This window comes from Cellulomonas fulva, assembly GCF_018531375.1.
Classification (GTDB): Bacteria; Actinomycetota; Actinomycetes; order Actinomycetales; family Cellulomonadaceae; genus Cellulomonas; species Cellulomonas fulva.
In genome coordinates, this window is record NZ_JAHBOH010000001.1 from 2,511,716 (window position 1) to 2,534,897 (window position 23,182).

Annotated in this window: 24 protein-coding genes; 13 read left to right on the plus strand and 11 right to left on the minus strand. The window is 73.7% G+C overall.

All coding sequences use genetic code 11. The features are described 5' to 3' along the window. Positions 1-45: 45 nt before the first annotated feature. The 4 genes from sucB to KIN34_RS11165 form a co-directional block, all read right to left on the minus strand. The gene (gene sucB / locus KIN34_RS11150) at positions 46-1,935 is read right to left on the minus strand and encodes a 2-oxoglutarate dehydrogenase, E2 component, dihydrolipoamide succinyltransferase (RefSeq protein ID WP_214350423.1); all 1,890 of its coding nucleotides are present in this window, start codon (positions 1,933-1,935) and stop codon (positions 46-48) included. A gap of 27 nt (positions 1,936-1,962) precedes the next feature. After that, positions 1,963-3,348, minus strand: a complete 1,386-nt coding sequence (gene lpdA / locus KIN34_RS11155; RefSeq protein ID WP_214350426.1) for a dihydrolipoyl dehydrogenase — start codon at positions 3,346-3,348, stop codon at positions 1,963-1,965. A gap of 179 nt (positions 3,349-3,527) precedes the next feature. Further along, positions 3,528-3,875: an oxidoreductase gene (locus KIN34_RS11160; protein WP_214350429.1), complete on the minus strand. Its 348-nt coding sequence runs from the start codon at positions 3,873-3,875 to the stop codon at positions 3,528-3,530. A gap of 40 nt (positions 3,876-3,915) precedes the next feature. Next, complete coding sequence (locus KIN34_RS11165; protein WP_214350432.1) at positions 3,916-5,397, minus strand: leucyl aminopeptidase; 1,482 nt, start codon at positions 5,395-5,397, stop codon at positions 3,916-3,918. Positions 5,398-5,486: 89 nt separating this feature from the next. Here KIN34_RS11165 and KIN34_RS11170 point away from each other — a divergent pair, with 89 nt between their 5' ends. Genes KIN34_RS11170 through KIN34_RS11185 form a run of 4 tightly spaced genes read left to right on the plus strand, consistent with a single transcriptional unit; the run spans position 5,487 to position 7,605 of the window. Next, positions 5,487-5,864 (plus strand): hypothetical protein, encoded by a 378-nt coding sequence (locus tag KIN34_RS11170; protein WP_307858195.1) that lies wholly within the window; start codon positions 5,487-5,489, stop codon positions 5,862-5,864. Then, the gene (locus tag KIN34_RS11175; protein WP_214350435.1) at positions 5,861-6,325 is read left to right on the plus strand and encodes a hypothetical protein; all 465 of its coding nucleotides are present in this window, start codon (positions 5,861-5,863) and stop codon (positions 6,323-6,325) included. Before KIN34_RS11170 ends, KIN34_RS11175 begins: the two co-directional genes overlap by 4 nt. A 9-nt stretch (positions 6,326-6,334) precedes the next feature. After that, positions 6,335-7,396 (plus strand): quinone-dependent dihydroorotate dehydrogenase, encoded by a 1,062-nt coding sequence (locus tag KIN34_RS11180; RefSeq protein WP_214350438.1) that lies wholly within the window; start codon positions 6,335-6,337, stop codon positions 7,394-7,396. Then, positions 7,396-7,605, plus strand: a complete 210-nt coding sequence (locus tag KIN34_RS11185) for a hypothetical protein (RefSeq protein WP_214350440.1) — start codon at positions 7,396-7,398, stop codon at positions 7,603-7,605. The genes KIN34_RS11180 and KIN34_RS11185 overlap by 1 nt, the downstream gene beginning before the upstream one ends. A gap of 21 nt (positions 7,606-7,626) precedes the next feature. On the opposite strand, the gene yczR is transcribed toward KIN34_RS11185, so the two are convergent. Then, positions 7,627-9,084 (minus strand): MocR-like transcription factor YczR, encoded by a 1,458-nt coding sequence (gene yczR, locus KIN34_RS11190; protein WP_214350442.1) that lies wholly within the window; start codon positions 9,082-9,084, stop codon positions 7,627-7,629. A gap of 60 nt (positions 9,085-9,144) precedes the next feature. Between yczR and KIN34_RS11195 the strand changes: the two genes are divergently transcribed. Together KIN34_RS11195 and yczE are read left to right on the plus strand one after the other, a co-directional pair. Then, positions 9,145-9,306 (plus strand): hypothetical protein, encoded by a 162-nt coding sequence (locus tag KIN34_RS11195; RefSeq protein ID WP_214350444.1) that lies wholly within the window; start codon positions 9,145-9,147, stop codon positions 9,304-9,306. A gap of 77 nt (positions 9,307-9,383) precedes the next feature. Next, positions 9,384-10,013 carry a membrane protein YczE gene (gene yczE, locus KIN34_RS11200; protein WP_214350446.1) on the plus strand — a complete coding sequence of 210 codons (630 nt, stop codon included), beginning with the start codon at positions 9,384-9,386 and terminating at the stop codon, positions 10,011-10,013. Between the two features lie 153 nt (positions 10,014-10,166). On the opposite strand, the gene KIN34_RS11205 is transcribed toward yczE, so the two are convergent. Together KIN34_RS11205 and KIN34_RS11210 are read right to left on the minus strand one after the other, a co-directional pair. Further along, positions 10,167-11,177 (minus strand): aldo/keto reductase family protein, encoded by a 1,011-nt coding sequence (locus tag KIN34_RS11205; protein WP_214350448.1) that lies wholly within the window; start codon positions 11,175-11,177, stop codon positions 10,167-10,169. A 33-nt stretch (positions 11,178-11,210) separates the two neighbouring features. Next, on the minus strand, positions 11,211-11,807 hold the full coding sequence (locus KIN34_RS11210; RefSeq protein WP_214350450.1) for a DUF3043 domain-containing protein: 597 nt from the start codon (positions 11,805-11,807) through the stop codon (positions 11,211-11,213). A gap of 32 nt (positions 11,808-11,839) precedes the next feature. On the opposite strand from KIN34_RS11210, the gene KIN34_RS11215 reads away from it, so the two are divergent. Beyond that, positions 11,840-13,273: a dipeptidase gene (locus KIN34_RS11215; RefSeq protein WP_372449540.1), complete on the plus strand. Its 1,434-nt coding sequence runs from the start codon at positions 11,840-11,842 to the stop codon at positions 13,271-13,273. Positions 13,274-13,291: 18 nt separating this feature from the next. Here KIN34_RS11215 and KIN34_RS11220 read toward each other — a convergent pair whose 3' ends face one another. After that, a complete protein-coding gene (locus tag KIN34_RS11220; RefSeq protein WP_214350452.1) occupies positions 13,292-13,834 on the minus strand; it encodes an acyl-CoA thioesterase in 543 nt (180 codons plus the stop codon). 85 nt (positions 13,835-13,919) lie between these two features. Further along, positions 13,920-15,119, minus strand: coding sequence for a quinolinate synthase NadA (gene nadA, locus KIN34_RS11225; protein ID WP_214350454.1), 1,200 nt, complete (start codon positions 15,117-15,119; stop codon positions 13,920-13,922). Between the two features lie 92 nt (positions 15,120-15,211). Between nadA and KIN34_RS11230 the strand changes: the two genes are divergently transcribed. Both KIN34_RS11230 and erpA read left to right on the plus strand, forming a co-directional pair. Then, the gene (locus KIN34_RS11230) at positions 15,212-16,393 is read left to right on the plus strand and encodes a glycerate kinase family protein (protein WP_307858196.1); all 1,182 of its coding nucleotides are present in this window, start codon (positions 15,212-15,214) and stop codon (positions 16,391-16,393) included. Positions 16,394-16,541: 148 nt separating this feature from the next. Beyond that, complete coding sequence (gene erpA / locus KIN34_RS11235) at positions 16,542-16,892, plus strand: iron-sulfur cluster insertion protein ErpA (protein ID WP_214350457.1); 351 nt, start codon at positions 16,542-16,544, stop codon at positions 16,890-16,892. 140 nt (positions 16,893-17,032) lie between these two features. Here the strand turns inward: erpA and KIN34_RS11240 are convergent, their stop codons facing one another. Continuing rightward, on the minus strand, positions 17,033-18,202 hold the full coding sequence (locus KIN34_RS11240; RefSeq protein ID WP_214352052.1) for a cysteine desulfurase family protein: 1,170 nt from the start codon (positions 18,200-18,202) through the stop codon (positions 17,033-17,035). Positions 18,203-18,569: 367 nt separating this feature from the next. Between KIN34_RS11240 and ctaC the strand changes: the two genes are divergently transcribed. The 4 genes from ctaC to KIN34_RS11260 all read left to right on the plus strand — a co-directional run bounded on the left by ctaC (position 18,570) and on the right by KIN34_RS11260 (position 22,456). Next, complete coding sequence (ctaC, locus tag KIN34_RS11245; protein ID WP_214350460.1) at positions 18,570-19,448, plus strand: aa3-type cytochrome oxidase subunit II; 879 nt, start codon at positions 18,570-18,572, stop codon at positions 19,446-19,448. After that, positions 19,448-21,274: an aa3-type cytochrome oxidase subunit I gene (gene ctaD / locus KIN34_RS11250; RefSeq protein ID WP_214350464.1), complete on the plus strand. Its 1,827-nt coding sequence runs from the start codon at positions 19,448-19,450 to the stop codon at positions 21,272-21,274. Before ctaC ends, ctaD begins: the two co-directional genes overlap by 1 nt. Further along, positions 21,271-21,669 (plus strand): cytochrome c oxidase subunit 4, encoded by a 399-nt coding sequence (locus KIN34_RS11255; RefSeq protein ID WP_214350466.1) that lies wholly within the window; start codon positions 21,271-21,273, stop codon positions 21,667-21,669. The genes ctaD and KIN34_RS11255 overlap by 4 nt, the downstream gene beginning before the upstream one ends. Before the next feature lie 256 nt (positions 21,670-21,925). Further along, complete coding sequence (locus tag KIN34_RS11260; protein WP_214350468.1) at positions 21,926-22,456, plus strand: glyoxalase superfamily protein; 531 nt, start codon at positions 21,926-21,928, stop codon at positions 22,454-22,456. Positions 22,457-22,536: 80 nt separating this feature from the next. Here KIN34_RS11260 and KIN34_RS11265 read toward each other — a convergent pair whose 3' ends face one another. Continuing rightward, entirely contained in the window at positions 22,537-23,166 is a 630-nt protein-coding gene (locus KIN34_RS11265) for a superoxide dismutase (protein ID WP_214350470.1), read from the minus strand. Between the last annotated feature and the right edge of the window lie 16 nt (positions 23,167-23,182).

Consider the following 23,182-nt stretch of genomic DNA (forward strand, 5'->3'; position numbering starts at 1 on the left):
CCGACGGCCCGGTCCCGTGCGGGGACCGGGCCGTCGGCGACGTGCTCAGAGGCCGAGCTCGGCCTCGAAGGCGCCCTCCTCGAGGCGCGCCTTGAGCGCGGACAGGTAGCGGGACGCGTCGGCGCCGTCCACCAGCCGGTGGTCGTACGACAGGCAGAGGTAGCACAGCGACCGGATCGCGATGACGTCGTCACCCTCCGGGCCCTTCACCACGGCCGGCCGCTTCACGATCGCGCCGGTGCCGAGGATCGCTGACGTGCCGCCGGGGACGATCGGCGTGTCGATGATCGCGCCGCCCGAGCCGGTGTTGGTCACCGTGAAGGTCGCGCCCGACAGCTCGTCGGGACCGATCTTGTTGTTGCGCGTGCGGCCAGCGAGGTCCGCGATCTTGCGCGCGATCCCGCCCAGGTTGAGGTCACCGGCGTCGCGGATCACGGGCACGACGAGGCCGCGCTCCGTGTCCACCGCGATGCCGACGTTCTCCTGGCCGTGGTACGTGATCTGGTTGCCCTCGAGCACGCCGTTGATCTTCGGGAAGGCCTTCAGGCCCTCGATCGCCGCGAGGACGAAGAACGGCAGGAACGTGAGGTTCACGCCCTCGCGCGCCTTGAAGTCCTCCTTGGCCGACGCGCGCAGCTTCGCGATGCGCGTGACGTCGACCTCCACGACGGTGGTCAGCTGGGCCTGCGTGTGCAGGGCCTCGACCATCCGCTCGGCGATGATCTGGCGCAGCCGGCTGGCCTTCTCCGTGGTGCCGCGCAGCGGGGACACGGCGGGCGCCGCGGCCTTGGGCGCCGCTGCCGGTGCCGCGGCCTTGGGCGCGGCGGCGGCCTGCGCCGCCGCGGTCTTCTCCGCCTCCGCCTTCGCTGCCGCCTCGAGGACGTCCTCCTTGCGGATGCGGCCACCGACGCCGGTGCCGGTGAGGCCCGCGACGTCGACGCCCTTCTCCGCGGCGAGCTTGCGCACCAGCGGCGTCAGGTAGCCACCGGAAGCCGCGGGCGCGGCGGGTGCCGAGGCGGCGGCGGGCGCGGGCGACTGCGCCGCGACGGGAGCCGGGACCGGCGAGGCGGGGACGGGCGCGGGCGCCTGCGTCTCCTGCTCGGCGGCCGGCTCGGGTGCGGTCGCAGCGGCAGGCGCCTGCTCCGGGGCAGCCGACTCCTGCGCAGGCGCGGACTCCTGCGTGGGCGCCTGCTGCTGCGCCGGCTCCTCAGCCTGCTTCTGGGCGGGGGCCGCGGAGCCGGATCCGACGAGCGCCAGCACGGCGCCGACCTCGACGGTCTCGTCCTCCTGCACCACGATCTTCTGCAGCGTGCCGGCGACCGGCGACGGGATCTCGGTGTCCACCTTGTCCGTGGAGATCTCGAGCAGCGGCTCGTCGACCTCGACCGTGTCGCCCTCGGCCTTGAGCCAGCGCGTGACGGTGCCCTCGGTGACGGACTCGCCGAGCGCGGGGAGGGTGACCTCCTGCGCGTCGCCGGAGCCCTGTCCGTCGGACGGGCCCGTGGACGGCGCCGCCTGGGACGACTCCGCCGGGGCGGCCTCCTCGTGCTCCTCGGGGGACTGCTGCTGCGGCTGGGCCTCGGCGGCGGACTCCTCCGCGGGAGCCTGCTCGGCGGGCTGCTGCTCGTCGGGCTGCTGCGCGCCGGACTGCTCGGCGGGCGCCTGGTCGGACTCGGCCGACGACGACGAGGCGCCGTCGCCGGAGCCGATCACCGCGAGGGCGGCCCCGACCTCCACCGTCTCGTCCTCCTGGACGAGGATCTGCTCGAGCACGCCGGCGAACGGCGACGGGATCTCGGTGTCGACCTTGTCGGTCGAGATCTCGAGCAGGGGCTCGTCGACCTCGACCGTGTCGCCGACGTTCTTCAGCCAGCGGGTGACGGTGCCCTCGGTGACGGACTCACCGAGCGCGGGAAGCTGCACGTTCTCGGACATGACCGCGTCGTCTCCTTCGATTCCAGGTCAGTTGTGGGCGTGCAGCGGCTTGCCGGCGAGGGCCAGGTGGGCCTCGCCGAGCGCCTCGTTCTGCGTGGGGTGGGCGTGGACCAGGGCGGCGACGTCCTCCGGGTACGCCTCCCAGTTCACGATGAGCTGGCTCTCGCCGATGAGCTCGCCGACGCGCGCACCGATCATGTGCACACCGACGACTGGGCCCTCCTTCTGCCGCACGAGCTTCACGAAGCCCTGCGTGCCCAGGATCTTGCTCTTGCCGTTGCCGGCGAGGTTGTACTCGAGGGTCTCCACGGCGTCGTCGCCGTAGATCTCCTTCGCCCGGGCCTCGGTGACGCCGACGGAGGCGACCTCGGGCTCGGAGTAGGTGACGCGGGGGATGCCGGACTCGACGATCGGCGCGGGGTTGAGCCCGCAGATCTGCTCGGCGACGTAGATGCCCTGCGCGAACCCGCGGTGCGCGAGCTGCAGCCCGGGGACGATGTCGCCGACGGCCCAGATGTTCCCGACGCCCGTGTGCAGCTTCTCGTCCGTGATGACGAAGCCGCGGTCGAGCGTGACGCCCTGCTCCTCGAAGCCGAGGCCCGACGTGCTCGGCCCGCGGCCGACGGCCACGAGCAGCACGTCGGCGTCGAACGTCTTGCCGTCCTCGAGCGAGACGTGGACGCCGTTGTCGTCCTGCGTCACGCCGGAGAACCGCACGCCCAGGTTGAACGCGATCCCGCGCTTGCGGAACGCACGCTCGAACGCCTTGGACAGCGCCTCGTCCTCGTTGGGGACCAGGTGGGGGAGCGCCTCGATGATCGTGACGTCCGCGCCGAACGACTTCCACACCGACGCGAACTCCGAGCCGATGACGCCGCCGCCGAGGATGATCGCCGACTTCGGGATCCAGTCCAGCTGCAGCGCCTGGTCCGACGTGATGACGCGGCCGCCGATCTCGAGGCCGGGCAGCGAGCGGGCGTAGGAGCCGGTGGCGAGGATGACGTGCTCACCGGTGAGGGTCTGGCCGTCCACCTCGACGGTGTTGGGGCCGGTGAGGCGTCCGTAGCCCTCGACGACCGTGATCTTGCGGGACTTGATGAGTCCCTGCAGCCCCTTGTAGAGGCCGGCGATGACCGTGTCCTTGTACTGGTTCACGCCGCCCATGTCGACGTGGTCGAGCGTCGTGTGCACCCCGTAGTGCGCGCCCTCGCGGGCGTTGTCGGCGAGTTCCGCCGCGTGCAGGAGCGCCTTGGTGGGGATGCAGCCCTTGTGCAGGCAGGTGCCGCCGACCTTGTCGGCCTCGACCAGGGCGACGTTCTTGCCCAGCTGTGCAGCGCGCAGGGCAGCCGCGTAGCCACCACTTCCCGCTCCCAGGACGACGATGTCGAAGGCGGTGCCGGTGGTCTCGGCCACGTGCAGACTCCTCAGGTCGGACGTCAGATCTCGGTGCAAGATCGTGGACCGCGACGCGCACGGTGCTGCCGCCGCGGGTCGCCGTCCATCTTGTCACCTAGGCCTGCCCCGAACGAACCGGACGGCGCGAGGACGCGTGTGACGCTCGGAACAGTCATCCCACGTCTTGCCCCACGGGGTCAGGACGACGCGTTCCGCCGGGCCAGCCGCTGGCGTGCGTTGTAGTCCCGCCACCGCTGCGGGTAGCCCGTCCGCTGCACGTCGTACGTCGGGATGCCCATCGCCTGCGCGAGCCGGTAGGCGGTCGCCGCGTCCGGCACCCGCCGCCGCGTCCACTCGCCGTCGGTGGCCACCAGCATCACGGTCGTCTGGGTGACGTTCGTCTGCGGCTCGACGTACGCCTCGACCCCCACCCGCGTGCGCACGAACTCCTGCAGGTGCGCGACGGTCGCGTCGCGCGCGTCCTTCTGGGAGACGTCGGGAGCGCCCGGCTCCGGGGAGCGGCGCGAGCGGCGGAACAGACCCATGCCGGGACAGTACCGGGCGCGACGCGGGTGCCGGGGCGGGTCAGGCGTAGGACTCGACGAGCGAGAGCAGCGTGCGCACGCCCACGCCCGTGCCGCCGGCCGGCGTGTAGTCGTGCGGTGCCTTCTCGTTGAACGCCGGGCCGGCGATGTCCAGGTGCGCCCACGGGGCGTCCCCGACGAACTCGCGCAGGAACACGCCGGCGGCGAGCATCCCGCCGAACCGCTCGCCGATGTTCGCGATGTCCGCGACCTTCGACTTGAGCGTGGGGCGCAGCTCCTCGGGCAGCGGCATGGGCCAGAACTGCTCGCCGCTCGACGTCGCGGACGCCACCACGCGCTCCCGCACCTCGTCGGTGCCCATGACCGCGGAGACGCGGTACCCGAGCGCCACGACCTGAGCCCCGGTGAGCGTGGCGATGTCGACGACGACGTCCGGCTCCTCCTCGAGGGCGGCGACCAGGCCGTCCGCGAGCACCAGGCGGCCCTCGGCGTCGGTGTTGAGCACCTCGACCGTCTTGCCGCCGCGGATGGTCAGGACGTCCGACGGGCGCTGCGCCGTGCCGGACGGCATGTTCTCGGCGAGGCAGAGCCACCCCGTCACCGCGACCGGCAGGCCCAGGCGCGCGGCGGCGACCACGGTGTGCAGCACGGCGGCGGCGCCCGCCATGTCGGACTTCATCGCCTCCATGCCGGCGGCGGGCTTGATCGAGATGCCGCCGGAGTCGAACGTGATCCCCTTGCCGACGAGCGCCACGTGGGCTCGCGGCTTCGAGGGGGAGTAGGCGACCTTGACCAGACGCGGCGGGCGGGCCGAGCCCTGCCCCACGCCGACGAGCCCGCCGTAGCCGCCCGAGGCCAGCGCCTTCTCGTCGAGCACCGTCACCTTGAGACCCTTGGCGCCCGACTGCTTGACGGCCGCCCGCGCCTCGTCGGCGAACGCCGCCGGGTACAGGTCGTTGGGCGCCGCGTTCACCAGGTCGCGGGTCCCGTGGACCGAGGCCGCGAGGACCTCGGCGCGCGCCACCGCCTCCTGCGCCGCGCGGTCGCGCGCACGGTCCGTCACGACCTCGATCTGCGCCACGGCCGCCTCGGCGAGCGCGTGGTAGCGGCTGTAGGTGTACGCGCCGAGCAGCGCGCCCTCGGCGACGGCGGCGACCGAGGCCGCGTCGGGTGCGGGCAGCGCGAGCGCGACCGAGGCGAGGCCCGCGAGCTCGCGCGTCGCGGCGCCGGCCGCGCGGCGGAGGGTCTCGGCGCCCGCGGGCGAGCCGGCGTCGAGCGGCTTGTCGCCGACACCGGTCACGACGAGCGCCGCCGCCTTGAGCCCCGTGCCGGGCAGCCGCCGCACCTCGTCGACCGCGCCCGTGATGCCCAGCCGTGCCGCGTCGCGCGCGAGGGTCTGGACGATCTCCTTCGGCAGCCAGTCGGCGCCGACGGCGGCGACCGAGGTGCCGCGGGGCCGGACGGCCACGACCACGGCGTCGACGGAGAGCTGGGCGGGGTTCTTGGCGGTGAGCGCGATCACCGCTCGATGGTAACCGCGCGGCCGGCGCGGGGACGCGGTCACAGGTCCCTGGGCGACGCCGCGGAGGACGCCAGGTAGGTTGTGCAGCCGTGACCGAGCCCGTGGACCCCCTGGTGCCTCTGGCGCTCCTCGTCGCGCTGCTCTGCGCCGCGCTGGGCGCGTGGGCGCTGTGGTTCGTCGTGCGGGACCGCGCGGTGGTGCTCCGCCAGCTGTGGGGCGGGGCGGTCGTCGAGGCCGTGCTCGTCGTGCAGGCCGTGGTGCTCGCGGTGGCGCAGGCGACGGGTGACCGGGAGGTCGACGGCCTGCTGCTGTGGGGGTACGTGGTGACGCAGCTCGTCATCCTCCCGTTCGCCGCGGCCTGGGCGTTCGCCGAGCGTTCCCGCTGGAGCTCGGTCGTCCTGCTGGTCGCCGCGCTGACCGTCGCCTTCCTCGAGCTCCGGCTCCTGCAGATCTGGGGGACCCTGTGACCGCACCGTCGACGCGCTCCGCGAGGCGCCCCACCGGCAGCGGGCCCGGCCGGCTCCTGGTCGCGGTCTACGGCGTGCTCGCGCTGGCCGCGACCGCGCGCGGCCTCTACCAGGTCACGACCAAGTGGGCCGAGGCGCCGCTGGCCTACGCGCTGTCGCTGCTCGCCGGGCTCGTCTACGTCGTCGCCACCTACGCGCTCGCGCGGGACCGCCGCACGCTCGCGTGGGCGACCGTCGGGTTCGAGCTCGCCGGCGTCCTCGTCGTGGGCACGCTGTCGCTCGTCGACGTGGGCGACTTCCCCGACGAGACCGTGTGGTCCGGGTTCGGCGCCGGCTACGGCTACGTCCCGCTGGTGCTGCCGTTCGTCGGGCTGTGGTGGCTGTGGCGCACGGGCCGGACGGGCGCCGGGCGGCCGCCCGCCCCGCAGACGGGTCCGACGAGCCCGCCCCTCCGCCCGTAGGGTGAGCGCGTGTACCGCCTGCTGTTCGACCTGGTCTTCCGGCGCATGGACCCCGAGCGCGCGCACGAACTCGCGTTCCGGCTGATCGCGACGGTCGGCCGCACGCCCGTGCTGCGCAGCCTGGTCGCGCGTCTGTTCGCCGTGCCGTCCGGCGGCGCGGTGCGCGTGTGGGGACGGTCGCTGCCCGGTCGGTTCGGTGTCGCGGCGGGGTTCGACAAGGACGCGCGCGCCGTCGAGGGCCTGGCGATGCTCGGGTTCTCCTTCGTCGAGATCGGCACCGTCACGGCGCAGCCCCAGCCGGGCAACGAGCGGCCGCGGCTGTGGCGCGTGCTCGACCAGCGCGCGCTGCGCAACCGGATGGGCTTCAACAACGAGGGTTCGCTCGCCGTCGCCCGGCGGCTGGCGCGGCTGCGCGCGACGGACCGCGGACGTGCGCTCGTCGTCGGCGTCAACATCGGCAAGACCAAGATGACGCCCGCGGCCGAGGCCGCGGCGGACTACGCGACGAGCGCGGGGCGGCTCGCGCCGTACGCGGACTACCTGGTGGTCAACGTGTCCTCGCCGAACACGCCGGGGCTGCGGGACCTGCAGTCGGTCGAGGCGCTGCGGCCGATCCTGGAGGCCGTCCGCGTCGCCGCCGACGAGGCGACGGCGCGCGCCGGCGTCCGGGCCGTGCCGCTGCTCGTCAAGATCGCGCCGGACCTCTCCGACGACGACGTGGACGCGGTCGCCGACCTCGCGGCCGAGCTCGGGCTCGACGGCGTGGTCGCCGTGAACACGACGATCGGGCACGACCTCGGACCGGGCGGCCTGTCCGGCCCGCCGGTGCTGGCGCGCGGCCTCGACGTGGTCGCCCGCCTGCGGACCCGACTGGGCCCCGACGCGGTGCTCGTCGGCGTGGGCGGCATCACCACGCCCGCCGACGCGCGCGAGTACCTGGCCGTGGGCGCGACCCTGGTCCAGGGCTACACGGGCTTCATCTACCAGGGTCCGGCGTGGGCGTCGAGGATCGGCCGCGCGCTGGCCTCCGACGCGCGCCGTCCGGTCCGCACGGGGGAGGTCGGCCGGTGATGGCGCTGCGTCCGCAGTGGGAGTGGCAGCTCGACGGTGCGTCCGGGCCGCTCGAGCGACCCGTGAGCCCCGTGTTCGGCAACCGGTACGACGCCGAGCAGTGGCTGGGCGAGCACTGGCGCGCGCTCGCCGCGCAGGGGGTGCAGGTCGCGACGTTGCGCCAGGAGGGCGTCCTCGTCGGGCAGCCCGTCCCGTTGCCGGCCCCCTGACGAGGCCGGCAGGCCGACGCGTCAGACGACGAACGACGCGGCCTGGTCCCGCGCGGGCGCGTCCGCCTCGATGCCCAGCTCCGCCCACGCGCGCGCCAGGCCGTCCACCGCGCGCACCAGGCGTTCGGCGGGCTCGGTGAACGGCACGCGCAGGTAGCGCTCCAGCCCGGGGTCGACGCCGAACGTGGGCCCGGGCGCCACGCGCACGCCGTGCCGCGGCGCGAGCGCGGCGAGCGCCGAGGAGACGGGCGCCCCGAGGTCGACCCAGAGCGACAGCCCGCCCGCCGGCGGGTCCACGCGCCACGACGGCAGGCGCCGCGCGAGCTCGTCGACCAGCACGTCACGCTGCTCGCGCAGTCGCGCACGCCGGCCGAGCAGCAGCGCGTCGCCCTGCTCGAGCAGCCGCACCACGACGAGCTGGTCGAGCACCGACGAGCCGAGGTCGACGTGGTTGCGCTGCGTCGTCAGCCGTCCGACCACGTCGCGGTGCGCCCGCACCCAGCCGATCCGCAGCCCACCCCAGAAGCTCTTGGAGGCGGACCCCACGCAGGCGACGGCGGCGTCGGTCCCGCCGCCCGCGAACGAGGGCGGCTCGGGGCCGTCGAGCGTGAGGTCGGTCAGCGCCTCGTCGCCGACGACGAGCGTGCGCGTGCGGACCGCGAGGTCCCGGACGGTGGCGCGGTCCTGCGCGCTCATCGTCGTGCCGGTCGGGTTGCGGTGGTCCGGGATGAGGTAGGCGAGGCGGGGGGACGCCTGGCGCAGGGTCGAGGCGAACAGCTCGACGTCGAGGCCTTCCGGACCGGACGGGACGGGGACCGGTCGCGCGGCCGCCGCGCGCACGGCGTCGAGCGCGTGCGGGTAGGTCGGCTGCTCGACGACGACGCGGTCGCCGGGGCCGGCGTGGGCCGCGACCAGGAGGTGGATCGCCTCCTGACCGCCGGTGGTCACCAGGACCTGGTCGGGGCTCGTCGGCGTCCCGCGCGCCGTGTACCGGTCCGCGACGGCCTGGCGCAGCTCCGGGAGGCCGGCCGGTGCGTACCCCGTGCCCGGCAGGTGGCGCGGCAGCAGCTCGAGCGCCGCGACGACGGCCTCGTGGAGCTCGGCCGGCGCGGACGGCGCGGCGACGGTGAGGTCGACGACGTCGTCCGGCACCGCGTGCGGGAGGGCGCCGCGGACGGGGCGTCCGGAGTCCGGCAGGGTCGTCACGGTGCCGGAGCCGCGGCGGCTGACGAGGTACCCCTCCTCGCGCAGCGCGTCGTACGCCGCGGTGGTCGTGGTCCGGGACACGCCGACGGACTCCGCGAGCTCGCGCTCGCTGGGCAGGCGCGTCCGCAAGGGGAGCGCGCCGGAGAGCACGGCGGCCCGCAGCGCGTCGGCCAGCGCGGCGTACGCCGGCCCCGGGCGTTCCCAGGCGCCGAGCACCGCGCGCAGGCGGGCGCCGGAGACGCGGCGGTCGGTCGGGAGGTCGACGATGCTCACGACGCCACTGTGGCAGAAGTGGTTATGGTCTGCATAGCCACCTGGGGCCAGATTGGAGACATGGTCTTCCTCCTGGCTATCGTCTGCGTGGTGCTCGTGAATCTCGTCGCCCTCGTCCGGACCGTCCTGCGGGACGGGCTGGACGAGCCTGCGCCGGGCCCGGCGGACTGGGCGACGGGCACGACCCTCGAGGTGCCCCGCAGCGTCCGGTCGGCGCGGTGAGCCGCACGACGGCGGGGCCCGGGTCCTCCAGGTCTGCTCGCGCTCCACAGCCGCGTCGGCCGTGGGGGACGCGCCCCGTGCGCCGCACGAGCCAGCTCGCCGTCGGCCTGGTGCTCTACGCGGTCTCCATGGCCGTGCTGGTCGACAGCGGCCTGGGCAACATGCCCTGGGACGTCCTCAGCGAGGGCGTGGCGGCGCGGACAGGTGCGACCTTCGGCACGGTGACGCTCGCCGTGAGCGCGCTGGTGCTGGCCTGCTGGATCCCGCTGCGCCAGCGGCCCGGCGTCGGCACGGTCGCGAACGTGCTGGTCATCGGCCTGCTGGTGGACCCGTTCCTGCGTCTCCTGGACGCCGCCGGGGACCAGCCGCTCGCCGCCCGTCTGGCGATGGCCGCGTGCGGGATCGCGCTGAATGCGCTCGCCACCGCGCTGTACGTCGGAGCGGGCCTGGGTCCGGGGCCGCGTGACGGGCTCATGACCGGCCTGGTCGCGCGGACCGGCCGACCGGTCGCGCTGGTGCGCACCGGGATCGAGGTCGTGGTCGTGGTGACGGGCATCGCGCTCGGGGGCACCTTCGGCGTGGCCACCGTCGCCTACGCGCTGCTCGTCGGCCCCCTGGTGCACGTCCTGCTCCCGCGCCTCACCGTGCGTGACGTGCCCGACGCCGCGAGCCCGGCGCTGCAGCCGGGCGCGGCCGCCGCCCGCTGACGGGGCACTGCCGCCGGCCGGTCCCGCCGCGGTGCCCGCCCAGCGATCCCGCCGAGCGATCCCGCCCGGCAGCCCCGCGGGCCGAGCCGGCCGTATCGCCCGGTCACCGGCCCGTCGTCGTCGGCGCGCACGCCGACGACGACGGGGACCGGGTCAGCGCGACGCGGGGGAGGACTTCGCGGTCTCGGCGGGGTCGCGCACGACGCTGTCGCCCAGGACCTCGTCGATCGTCGCGAGCAGCTCGGCCGGGATCTCGACGCCCGAGGCCTTGACGTTCTCCGCGACCTGCTCCGGCCGCGAGGCGCCGATGATCGCCGCGGCGACGTTGTCGTTCTGCAGCACCCACGCGACCGCGAGCTGCGCCATCGTCAGACCCAGCTCGTCGGCCACGGGCCGCAGCCGCTGCACCCGCTCGAGCGTCTCGGTCTGCTCCAGGAAGCGGCCGATCATGCGGGCGCCGCCCTTGTCGTCCGTGCCGCGCGACCCGGCGGGCGCCGGCTGGCCCGGCAGGTACTTGCCGGTGAGCACGCCCTGCGCGACGGGGGACCAGACGACCTGCGACAGGCCCTCCTCGCGGGACGCGGGGAGGACCTCCTCCTCGATGACCCGCCACAGCATCGAGTACTGGGGCTGGTTCGAGATGAACGGCACCTTGAGCTCGCGGGCCAGGGCGGCGCCGGCGCGGATCTGGTCCGCGGTCCACTCGCTCACGCCGATGTAGAGGGCCTTGCCCTGCCGGACGACGTCGGCGAACGCCTGCATCGTCTCCTCGAGCGGCGTCTCGTGGTCGTAGCGGTGCGCCTGGTAGACGTCGACGTAGTCGGTCCGCAGCCGCTCGAGCGAGCCGTCGATCGACTCGAGGACGTGCTTGCGGGACAGGCCGGAGTCGTTGGCGCCCTTGGGGCCGACGGGCCAGTAGACCTTGGTGAGGATCTCGAGCGACTGTCGCCGCTCGCCCTGCAGCGCCTCGCCCAGCACGGTCTCGGCGGCGGTGTTGGCGTAGACGTCGGCGGTGTCGAACGTGGTGATCCCGGCGTCGAGGGCCGCACGCACGCACGCCTTGGCGGTGTCGTTCTCGACCTGCGAGCCGTGGGTGAGCCAGTTGCCGTAGATGATCTCGGTGACCTTCAGGCCGGAGCGGCCCAGGTGGCGGTAGTTGACCATGCAACCACCCTAAGCGCCGTGCTCAGGCGCGGCTCACTGCGGGTAGGCGCGACGCTTCACCTGCGGCTTGGGGAGGCGCGCCCGGCGCAGCTGGAAGGCCCGCATGACGCAGTACATGAGCGTGCCGCGCGGCACCTCACCGAACTTCGCGGTCAGCCGTCGCTTGAGCCGCCACCAGAGCACGAAGCCGTCGATCACCGACGCGACGACGTACAGGTACAGCACCGACAGCGCGCCGAGCGCGACCGACGGGTTGATGGCCGAGAACGTGAGCTGGAGCACCAGGAACAGCGCCGCGACGGGCAGGAAGATCTCGCCGAGGCTGAACCGCGCGTCGACGTAGTCGCGCACGTAGCGCTTGACCGGACCCCTGTCCCGCATGGGCATCGCGCGCTCGTCGCCGGCCTGCATGGCCTTGTACTCGCAGTCGCGCTGCTCGCGCTGCGCCTGCCGCGCGGCCTTGGCCGCCGTCTGACGGTCCGCGGGCACCAGGGGACGCCGGTTGGCCGCCTCGGCCTCCTTGCGCTTCGGCGTGGGGCGGCCCTTGCGGCCGTCCTCGACGATCCCGACGGGCGGCTCCTCCGCGGCGGGGCTCGCAGGCGTCACGGGGTCCTTCTGGCGTCCGAACACCGCATCAGGGTAGTCGAGTAGCGTGGACGTCCGTGACGCACGACCACACCCCTGACCCGGTCCCGACGAGCCCGACGAGCGCGACGGCCGCCGGTGCGGCGCCCGACGACGAGCGCACCACCGTCCTGCGCGAGCGGGTCGCGCGCGCGTTCCCGGCGCTGCGCGCCGATCTCGAGGCGCTCGTGCGCATCCCGTCGGTGTCCAACGGCGAGTTCGACCAGGCGCACGTCGAGGCGAGCGCCGAGCACGTCGCGGGCCTGCTGCGGGACGCCGGGCTCGCCGACGTCCGCGTGCTGCGGGTCACCGGCGGCGCCGGGCAGGTGGGCCGGCCCGCGGTCGTGGGGCACCGACCGGGCCCCGCGGGCGCGCCGACGGTCCTGCTCTACGCGCACCACGATGTCCAGCCGCCGGGGGACGACGCCGACTGGTCCAGCGCGCCGTTCGAGCCCACCGAGCGCGACGGCCGCCTGTACGGCCGCGGCGCGGCGGACGACAAGGCCGGGATCGTCGCCCACGTCGGGGCGCTGCGCGCGCTCGGCGACGAGCTCGGCGTCGGTGTCGTCGTGTTCGTCGAGGGCGAGGAGGAGATCGGCTCCCCGACCTTCGCGGACTTCCTGCACGCGCACCACGAGGAGCTCGCGGCCGACGTGATGGTCGTGGCGGACTCGTCGAACTGGGCCGTCGGGACGCCTGGCCTGACCACGTCGCTGCGCGGGCTCGTCGACTGCGAGGTCGAGGTCGCGGTCGTCGACCACGCGATCCACTCCGGCATGTTCGGCGGTCCGGTCCTCGACGCGCCGACGCTCCTGGCCCGCCTGATCGCGACGCTGCACGACGAGAACGGCGACGTGGCCGTCGCGGGGCTGCACCGCGCCCCGGACCCGACCGTCGACTACGACGAGGCGACGCTGCGTGCCGACGCGGGCGTCCTGGACGGCGTCCGGCTCGCGGGCACCGGCCCGTTGACCGCCCGGATGTGGACGCGTCCGGCCCTCAGCGTGATCGGGTTCGACGCCCCGCGCGTCGCGAGCGCGTCGAACACGATCACCCCGCGGGCCACGGCCAAGCTCTCCCTGCGCATCGCCCCGGGCAGCGACCCCGCGCAGGCGGCGGCCGCGCTGCGGGCCCACCTCGAGTCGCACGCACCGTTCGGGGCGCGGGTGACCGTGCGGGACGGCGAGCAGGGCAAGCCGTTCCAGGCCCCGCAGGACTCGGCCGCGATGCAGGCCGCGCGGTGGGCGTTCGGGCAGGCGTGGGGCACCGAGCCGGTCGACATCGGCATCGGCGGGTCCATCCCGTTCATCGCCGACCTGCTGGAGCTCAACCCCGCCGCGGCGATCCTGGTGACCGGGGTCGAGGACCCGGACTCCCGTGCGCACGGCGCCGACGAGTCGGTCCACCTCGGTGAGCTCGAGCGGGTGGTGCTGGCCGAGGCGCTCCTGCTCGAGCGGCTCGCCCGGGGCTGAGGCGCGCCGCCGGGGAGATCAGCGCGCGGCGACGTCCACGGCGCGGGCCCAGGCCGCGACGTCGTCGGGGACGGGCGGGCTCGTCACGTGCTCCCCGACGATGAGCGCGACCACGTCGGGGGCCGGCACCCGGGTGCCGTCGCGGCCCAGGAACCGGCCGGCGACGATCCCGCGCGCGACGTGCTCGGGCGCGCCCGCGCGCGACCTGCGCGAGAACGACTGCTCGAGGTAGACCACGCGCTCGTCCCAGCCGAGGACGCGCGTCGCGATCTCGAACCGCTGCCGGTAGGTCAGCGACCGCCGGTACTTGATGGTCTGCGCCGCGACCACGGGGTACCAGCCGCGCTCGTTCAGCTCGCCGAACGCGCCGAGGTCCGCCAGGTAGTTGCTGCGAGCGACGTCCATGCACTGCAGGTAGATGCCGTTGTTCATGTGCCGGTACAGGTCGAGGTCCGACGCGTGCACGCGCATGCGCGTCGTGGAGACGTCGAGGAGCTGCTGCCCCGGGACGGCCCGGCGCGGGTGGAAGGTCGCGGCGGCGAGCTGCATCGTGCGGATCACGGCGCGATGTTACTCGCCGGTACGTCTGCGGGCCGCGGAGGGGCGGGCACGTCCCTCCGCACCTGCCAGGGTGCGACGCGCCCGCTCAGTAGCCGGGCAGCGCGAGCATCTGGTCGAGCGCGACGCGGGCCCAGTGCGCGTCGTCAGGGTCGACGACGATCCGGTTGACCACCCGCCCGGCCGCGAGCGACTCGAGCGTCCACACCAGGTGCGGCAGGTCGATGCGGTTCATGGTGGAGCAGAAGCACACCGTCGAGTCCAGGTAGTGGACGGACTTGTCGGGGTGCGCGGCGGCGAGGCGGCGCACCAGGTTGAGCTCGGTGCCGATCGCCCACGACGAGCCCGCCGGGGCTGCGTCGAGCGCCTTGATGATGTACTCCGTCGAGCCCACCATGTCGGCCGCGGTGACCACCTCGTGCTTGCACTCGGGGTGCACCAGGACGGTGACGCCGGGGTCGGCGGCGCGCACGTCGGCCACGTTGCGCTCGGAGAACCGGCCGTGCACCGAGCAGTGCCCGCGCCACAGGATCATCCGCGCGTCGCGCAGCTGGGCCGCCGTGAGCCCGCCACCGGGGCGCCGCGGGTCGAAGACCACGCAGTCGTCGAGCGAGAGGCCGAGCTGCTGCACCGCGGTGTTGCGGCCCAGGTGCTGGTCCGGCATGAACAGGACCTTGCCCGTGCCGTCGACCCCGCCGACCTTGTCGAACGCCCAGCGCAGCGCGACGTGGGCGTTCGAGGACGTGCACACCGTGCCGCCGTGGCGGCCCGTGAACGCCTTGATCGCAGCGGTCGAGTTCATGTAGGTGACCGGCACCGTCTCGTCCGCGACGCCGGCGTCGACCAGCACGTCCCACGCGTCGTCGACCTGGTCGATCGCGGCCATGTCGGCCATCGAGCAGCCGGCCGCGAGGTCCGGCAGCACCACCTGCTGCTCGTCGGACGTGAGGATGTCGGCCGACTCCGCCATGAAGTGGACGCCGCAGAACACCACGTACTCGGCCTCGGGACGCGCCGCCGCCTCGCGCGCGAGCTTGAACGAGTCGCCCGTGACGTCGGCGAACGCGATCACCTCGTCGCGCTGGTAGTGGTGGCCGAGCACGAACGCCCGGTCGCCCAGGGCGGCCCGGGCGGCGCGTGCGCGCTCCACGAGGTCGGGGTCGCTGGGCGCCGGCAGGTCGCCGACGCACTCCACTCCGCGCTCCGACGCCAGGTCGGCGCCACGACCGAGCAGGAGCAGCGCCGAGGGCGCCGGCTCCGCGAACGTCCGGGGGGTCGTCAGGCTCACGGCACGATCCTCGCACAGCGCGCGCGGCCGGCCTCGGGACCGTCCGCGGGCGCCCGGCGTGACCTGCGTCGCTCGCGTGGGAGCATGCGGGCGTGCGTGTGCTGGTGGCCCCGGACGGGTTCGGCTCGAGCCTGACGTCCGCGCAGGCGACGACGACGATCGTCGACGCCTGGCGTTCGGCCTGCCCGCACGACGACGTGCACGGCTGCCCCCTGTCCGACGGCGGTCCCGGCTTCGTGGAGACGCTGCGGACCTCGCTCGGCGGCGAGCTCGTCGGAGCGACGGTCGGCGGACCGCTCGGCACGCCCGTACCCGCCGGTCTCCTGGTGGTCGACGACGAGCGCGGGCGCACCGCGTACGTCGAGTCGGCCCACGCCGTCGGCCTGGCGCTCGTCCCGCCCGAGCTGCGGGACCCGACGCGCACCACCACCCGCGGCCTGGGCGAGCTCCTCGAGGCCGCACGGGCGACGGGCGCCCGCCGGGTGGTCGTCGGGCTGGGCGGGTCGGCGACGAACGACGCCGGCGCAGGCATGCTCGTCGGGCTCGGCCTGCCCGACCCGCGCGGGCTCCTCGGAGGAGGCGGCGGTCCGCTCGCGGCCGTGACGCCCGACGACCTCGCGGGCCTGCGCGAGCTGCGCGCGCGCTGGGCGGGCACCGAGCTGCTGGTCGCCTCCGACGTCGACGTCCCGCTGCTCGGTCTGCAGGGGGCCAGCGGGGGCTTCGCGGCGCAGAAGGGTGCGACCCCCGCGCAGGCGCAGGAGCTCGAGCGTGCGCTCGCGTCGTTCTCCCGCGCCGCGGTCACCGCCCTCGGCGACGCGCTCCGGCCGGACCTGCTCGCCGCCCGGACGGCCTCGCCGGCGACGCGCCTGACGCACGCGCCCGGTGCCGGCGCCGCCGGGGGGCTGGGGTTCGGGCTCGCGCTGCTCGGGGGACGGACGGTCCCCGGCGCCGCCCTCGTCGCCGACGCGGTCCGCCTCGACGAGCGCATCGCGGCGGCGGACCTCGTGGTCACGGGCGAGGGCCGGTTCGACTGGCAGTCGCTGCACGGCAAGGTCGCGGCGCTCGTCGCCGAGCGTGCGCTGCCGCACGCCGTCCCGACGATCGTGGTGGCCGGGCAGGTGCAGGTGGGGCGGCGTGAGCAGTCGGCCGCCGGCGTCGCGGGTGCGTACGCCGTGGCGGAGCACCCCGACGAGGTGGCGCGGGCGCTCGCCGACCCCGCCGGCACGCTCGCCGCGCGGGTCGTCCGCGTCGCGCGGACGTGGTCGCCGGCCTGACGCGCCCGTCTGGCGGGCGCGGCGGTGTGGCATCGGTCTCGCCTGCGCGGCACCGGCCCGCAGGAGTCGTACGCTGGACGGGAACATTCGAGCTGCTGCCGCTGTTGGTGGCGTTCGAGAGACGTTCGTCATCCGTCAGGGAGTGCCCATGAGCGAGACCACCGAGGTCGCCACGCACGGCGTCAACCTCACCGACGTCGCCGCGAGCAAGATTCGCAGCCTGCTCGAGCAGGAGGGTCGCGACGACCTCCGGCTGCGGGTCGCCGTGCAGCCGGGCGGCTGCTCCGGCCTGATCTACCAGCTCTACTTCGACGAGCGCCTGCTCGACGGGGACGCGACGCGCGACTACGACGGCGTCGAGGTCGTCGTCGACCGCATGAGCGTCCCGTACCTGGACGGCGCGACGATCGACTTCGCCGACACGATCGAGAAGCAGGGCTTCACGATCGACAACCCGAACGCGGGCAGCGCCTGCGCGTGCGGCGGCTCCTTCAGCTGAACCCGTCGCGTCCCGCGTGGCGCCGGTGGACGAGGCCCGGATCCTTCAGGGATCCGGGCCTCGTCGTGCGTCCGGTGGCTGCTCGCGGGCCGGCGGCTGCTCGGGTCGATCGGCTCCCGGAGGTCGTCGACCGTCCGGGCTCAGAGGTCGGTGACGCCCAGCGTGGCCCGGACGTCGGCGACGGCGCGGGGGAGCACGGCGAGGAAGTCCCGCACGTCGTCGTGCGTGGTGCCGTGGTGCAGCGCGACCCGGACGTTGCCCTGCGTGAGGACGCCCATGGCGGCGAGCACGTGCGACGGCTCGAGCGTGCTCGACGTGCACGCGGAGCCGGAGCCGACCGCGAACCCCCGCCGGTCGAGCTCGCCGACGATCGCCTCGCCGTCGACGTAGAGGCAGGAGAACGTCACGACGTGGGGGAGCCTGCGGTCCGGGTCGCCGACGACCTGGACGGCCGGCACGGTCGCCGCGACGCGCTCGCGCAGCTCGGCGACCATCGCCCGCAGCCGTGCGTCCTGGCGGTCGCGCTCGGTCACCGCGGTCTGCAGGGCGACCGCCGCGGCGAGCGCCGCCGGGACGCTGACGCCACCGGGCGCCCAGCGGTCGTCGTCGTCGGGCCAGTCGGGGGAGCGGCGCACGCCGGCGCGCGTCGCCAGCACCCCGAGGCCGCCGGGCCCGCCCCAGTCGCCCGGGTCGGCGGCCAGGACGTCCCACGCCTCGCCGACCGGCGCGTGCCCCATGCTCGCCCCGGCGTCGACGAGCAGCGGCACCCCGGCCTCGCGGGCCGCGGCGTGCGCCTCGGCCACGGGCTGGAGCGTGCCGACCTCGCCGTTGGCGTGCTGGAGCGCCGCGAGGGCCACGCCGGGGCCGCTCACCTGCGCGACGAAGGCGTCGAGGTCGACGCGACCCTGCTGGTCGACCGCGATCGTGCGGCGCTCGCCCCCGCCGCGGGCCACGACGAAGTCGGTTGCGTGGAGCAGCGCCGCGCGCTCGACCGCGCTCACCACGACGGCGGTGCCGGCCCGGCGTCGACCGCGCGCGACCGAGCGCACGGCGTGGTGGAGCGCGAGCGTGTGCGAGCCCAGGAGGTCGACGTCCTGCGGGCGCGCGCCGAGCCCGGCCGCGAGGGCCTCGCGCGCGCCGTCCAGGAGCAGCCGGGCGCGCCGGCCCTCCGCGTGCAGCCGGCGCGGGTCCGCCCAGCCCTGGTCGAGCGCCTCCACGTAGGCCGCGCGGGCCTGCGGGAGCAGCGGCGCCCGTCCGCCGGCGTCGAGCACCACGCGCCGGGACGGGGGTGCCGGCTGCGCCCCGGTCATGGGCAGTGGCTCGTCCGGCAGCTCGTCGTGCTGCTCGTCGTGCTGCTCGCCGGATCCGGCGTCCGGTCCGGCGGAGGGACCGGGGTGAGGCTCGTGCGCGTCCACACGGGCACGGTAACCGGCGCCGCGCGGACGTCCGGTCCCCGCCCGCCCTGCGTGCGTGGTGAAGAGGCTGTGGCGGCCCCCGTCGGGGTGTGTACGCGCGCCGTGCAGGTGTGACGGTGCTGACACCGTGTCGTCAACGGGTGTCACGACGCCGTGCCAGGGCGGATCGCGCGCTAGGCTGCTCGGGTCGAGGACGAAGGTCCCACGTGCGTGCAGCTCCTACTGGGCGGCTCGCACCGGGACGCGAGCGAGAGGTCCCCCGTTGCACCCGGAAACCCCCCGCCGGAAGCGGCGCCCGGCCCTGAAGTGGGCGGGCATCGCGGCCGTCGCCGCCGTGGCCCTGAGCGGCTGCTCCGAGCAGGTCCAGCGCGGCTGGCTGCCTGGCGACTCGGACGCCGAGATCACCAACCAGACCGGCCGCATCACCGACCTCTGGGTCGGCTCGTGGGTCGCCGCACTGATCGTCGGCATCATCACGTGGGGCCTGATGCTCTGGTGCGTCGCGGTCTACCGGAAGCGCAAGGACGACGACGTCCTGCCGGTGCAGCTCCGGTACCACGTGCCGCTCGAGATCATGTACGTGATCCTGCCGATCGTGATGGTGGGCGTGCTGTTCTTCTTCACCAACCGCGACATGACGGAGATCAACGACACGTCGGCGGACGCGGACCTGCACGTCCAGGTCATCGGCAAGCAGTGGAGCTGGGACTTCAACTACCTCGACGACGACGTGTACGAGACGGGCCAGCACGCGCAGGACGTGGGCGGCTCGAACGGCGTGCTCGACGACCAGGTGACGCTGTACCTGCCGGTCGGCGAGAGCGTCGAGTTCACGCTCGACTCGCGCGACGTCATCCACTCGTTCTGGATCCCGGCGTTCCTCTACAAGCTGGACATGATCCCCGGGAAGACCAACAGCTTCCAGGTCACGCCCGAGCAGACGGGCCTGTACCGCGGCAAGTGCGCCGAGCTGTGCGGAGAGGAGCACTCGTCGATGCTCTTCAACGTGCAGGTCGTGACGCGTGAGGAGTACGACGAGCACATGCAGGACCTGCGGGACAAGGGCCAGACGGGCTCGCTGGGGCTGGAGTACAGCCGCCAGCAGGACCTGGACAGCGCCGTCGAGGGGGGCGAGAGCTGATGGCCGTCGTCGCGGAGCACGTGCCCGGCCTGGCGCCCTCGCGCCAGACCCTCGGTCGCACCGTGGTGAAGTGGATCACCTCCACCGACCACAAGACGATCGGCTACATGTACCTGATCACCAGCTTCGTCTGGTTCATGGTCGGTGGCCTGCTCGCCCTGCTGATCCGTGCGGAGCTGTTCACGCCCGGCATGGACGTGTTCCAGTCCAAGGAGCAGTACAACCAGGCGTTCACGATGCACGGCACGATCATGCTGCTGCTGTTCGCGACGCCCCTGTTCGCCGGCTTCGCCAACGTGATCATGCCGCTGCAGATCGGTGCGCCGGACGTCGCGTTCCCGCGGCTGAACATGTTCGCGTACTGGCTCTTCTTCTTCGGCGGGCTGATCGCGGCCGGAGGGTTCCTCACGCCGCAGGGCGCCGCCTCGTTCGGCTGGTTCGCCTACGCGCCGCTGTCCAACACGGTCTACTCACCGGGGGTCGGGGGAGACCTCTGGGTCTTCGGCCTGGCGCTCGCCGGCTTCGGCACGATCCTCGGTGGCGTCAACTTCATCACCACGATCGTCACGATGCGCGCGCCCGGCATGACGATGTTCCGGATGCCGATCTTCACCTGGAACACCCTGGTGACGTCGCTGCTCGTGCTGATGGCGTTCCCGCCGCTGGCCGCGGCGCTGTTCGCGCTCGGCGCGGACCGCCGCCTGGGCGCACAGGTGTTCAACCCGGACAACGGCGGCGCCATCCTCTGGCAGCACCTGTTCTGGTTCTTCGGCCACCCCGAGGTCTACATCATCGCGCTGCCGTTCTTCGGCATCGTCACCGAGATCCTGCCGGTGTTCAGCCGCAAGCCGATCTTCGGCTACAAGGGCCTCGTCTACGCGACGATCGCGATCGCGGCGCTCTCGGTCACCGTGTGGGCGCACCACATGTACGTCACCGGCTCGGTGCTGCTGCCGTTCTTCGCGTTCATGACGATGCTCATCGCGGTGCCGACCGGCGTGAAGTTCTTCAACTGGATCGGCACGATGTGGCGGGGGAAGATCACCTTCGAGACACCGATGCTGTGGACCCTCGGGTTCCTCATCACGTTCCTCTTCGGTGGCCTGACGGGCATCATCCTGTCCAGCCCGGCGCTCGACTTCCACCTCTCCGACACCTACTTCGTCGTGGCGCACTTCCACTACGTCGTGTTCGGCACGGTCGTGTTCGCGATGTTCGCGGGCTTCTACTTCTGGTGGCCCAAGTTCACCGGGCGGATGCTCGACGAGCGCCTCGGCAAGATCCACTTCTGGACGCTCTTCATCGGGTTCCACACCACGTTCCTGGTGCAGCACTGGCTCGGGGTCGTCGGCATGCCGCGCCGCTACGCGGACTACTCCCCGGACGACGACTTCACCTGGATGAACCAGCTGTCGACCATCGGCGCGGTCATCCTGGCGGCCTCGACGCTCCCGTTCCTGTGGAACGTGTACACGACGGCGCGGAACGCGCCCAAGGTCACGGTCGACGACCCGTGGGGCTACGGCGGCTCCCTGGAGTGGGCCACCTCGTGCCCGCCCCCGCGCCACAACTTCACGTCGCTGCCGCGCATCCGCTCGGAGCGCCCCGCGTTCGACCTGCACCACCCCGAGGTCGCGGCCATGGACTTCGTGGAGCCGGACCCGGGTCCGCTCGACTGGGAGGCCGACCGCCGCGGTGAGACCGACGTCGCAGCCGAGCGCGTGGTGAACGGCTCGGGCGAGCCGGAGCAGTCCTCGGCCGTGGTGACGGACGATCCGCCGGTGGACGGCACGCAGACGACGCAGGACGGGGAGGGCTCGAAGTGAAGCTCGAGGCCAAGCTCTTCGGCTACGGGGTCGCCTTCTTCGTCCCCGTCGGTCTGATCTACGCGCTCTGGAGCGACGGCGAGCCGGTCGGCACCGTCGGCATCCCGCTCGTGGGCGGCCTGGTGGGCATGATCGGCGCCTACTTCGCGCTGCTCGCCCGCCGTATCGACGCGCGTCCCGAGGACGACGAGCACGGCGAGATCGAGCAGGGCGCCGGCGACCAGGGCGTGTACTCGCCGTGGTCGTGGTGGCCGCTGGCGATCGGTGCCGCGGGTGCCGTCGTGTTCCTCGGCCTCGCGATCGGCTGGTGGCTGGTCTACATCGGCGTCGCGCTCGGCGTGGTCGGGCTGGTCGGCTGGGTGTTCGAGTTCTCCCGCGGGCAGCACGCCCACTGAGACCGGTCCCGCCGCCGGGACAGCAGGACCTTCGCGAGCCGGGATCGGCGCCTCCAGGGCGTCGGTCCCGGCTCGTGGCGTCACCGACGGGTTGTCGGTACCCTCGGCGAAGGCTGACGCGGCCAGCCGCTCGCGCCGATCTCCGGCACGGTGAACGCGTCATGACGAGTCACGACGTCCGTTGCTCCCGCTCGCGCGGCGCTGACGGTCGGCAACGCGAGCACCGGACCGCCTAGGCGCCGAGGACGGCGGAGTCATGGATCTGACCACGCAGCAGGCGAAGGCAGCGGCGCGCGCCCTGCGCACCGCGCTGGCCGAGGAAGGCGTCGAGGTCGGCCACGCCCGCGCGCTCGAGCTGGTCGCGCGCCAGCTCGGCGCACGGGACTGGAACACGGCCAGCGCGTGGCTCGGCGCCCCGCGGGCAGTCGAGCCGTCCACGGGACCGGTCGTACCGGTGCTGCGGATCCAGGACGAGGCGCTCGCGCGCGAGCTGTACGTCGAGTACCTCGGCTTCGTGGTGGAGTGGGAGCACCGGTTCGACCCGGAGGCGCCCCTCTACCTGCAGGTGCGCCGGGGCGCCAGCGTGCTGCACCTCTCCGAGCATCACGGCGACGGCGTCCCCGGCACCGTGGTCAGGATCCCGGTGAGCGACCTGCGGGCGCTGCACGACGAGGTGGCGGCGCGCGGCCACCGTCGGGTTCGACCCGGGATCGAGAGCTCGCCGGGCGGTGCGACGATGGAGGTCCCCGATCCGTTCGGCAACGCGCTGCGCTTCTACCAGGCCTGAGCACGGCCCTCGGCGTACGGCGAGGGCCGTCCTTCCCGGAGCTCGGGAAGAACGGCCCTCGCGTCGGTGCTCCGTCCGGGTCAGACCGCCGGGACGATGAGACCGGAGGTCTGCGTGCGCGCGCGCTCGAAGCGGGCGGACGCGTCGGCCCAGCTCACGATGTTCCACCAGGCCTTGATGTAGTCGGCCTTGACGTTGACGTAGTCCAGGTAGAAGGCGTGCTCCCACATGTCGAGGACCACGATCGGCACGAGGCCGAGGGGGAAGTTGCTCTGCTGGTCGTACAGCTGGAAGATCGCGAGCTTCTGGCCGATCGAGTCCCAGCCGAGGATGGACCAGCCGGAGCCCTGGATGCCGGCCGCGTTGGCCGCGAAGTGCTTCTGGAACGCGTCGAACGAGCCGAAGAACTCGTCGATGGCGGCCGCGAGCTCACCGGTCGGCTTGTCGCCGCCCTCGGGGGACAGGTTCTGCCAGAACACCGAGTGGTTCACGTGGCCACCCAGGTTGAACGCGAGGTTCTTCTCGTGCAGGTTCACGGCGGCGAGGTCGCCCGACTCGCGCGCCTCGGCGAGCTTCTCCAGGGCCGTGTTCGCGCCCGTCACGTACGCGGCGTGGTGCTTGTCGTGGTGCAGCTCCATGATCCGGCCAGAGATGTGCGGCTCGAGGGCTGCGTAGTCGTACGGCAGGTCCGGAAGCGTGTAGTCAGCCATGCGTGAGTACCTCTCC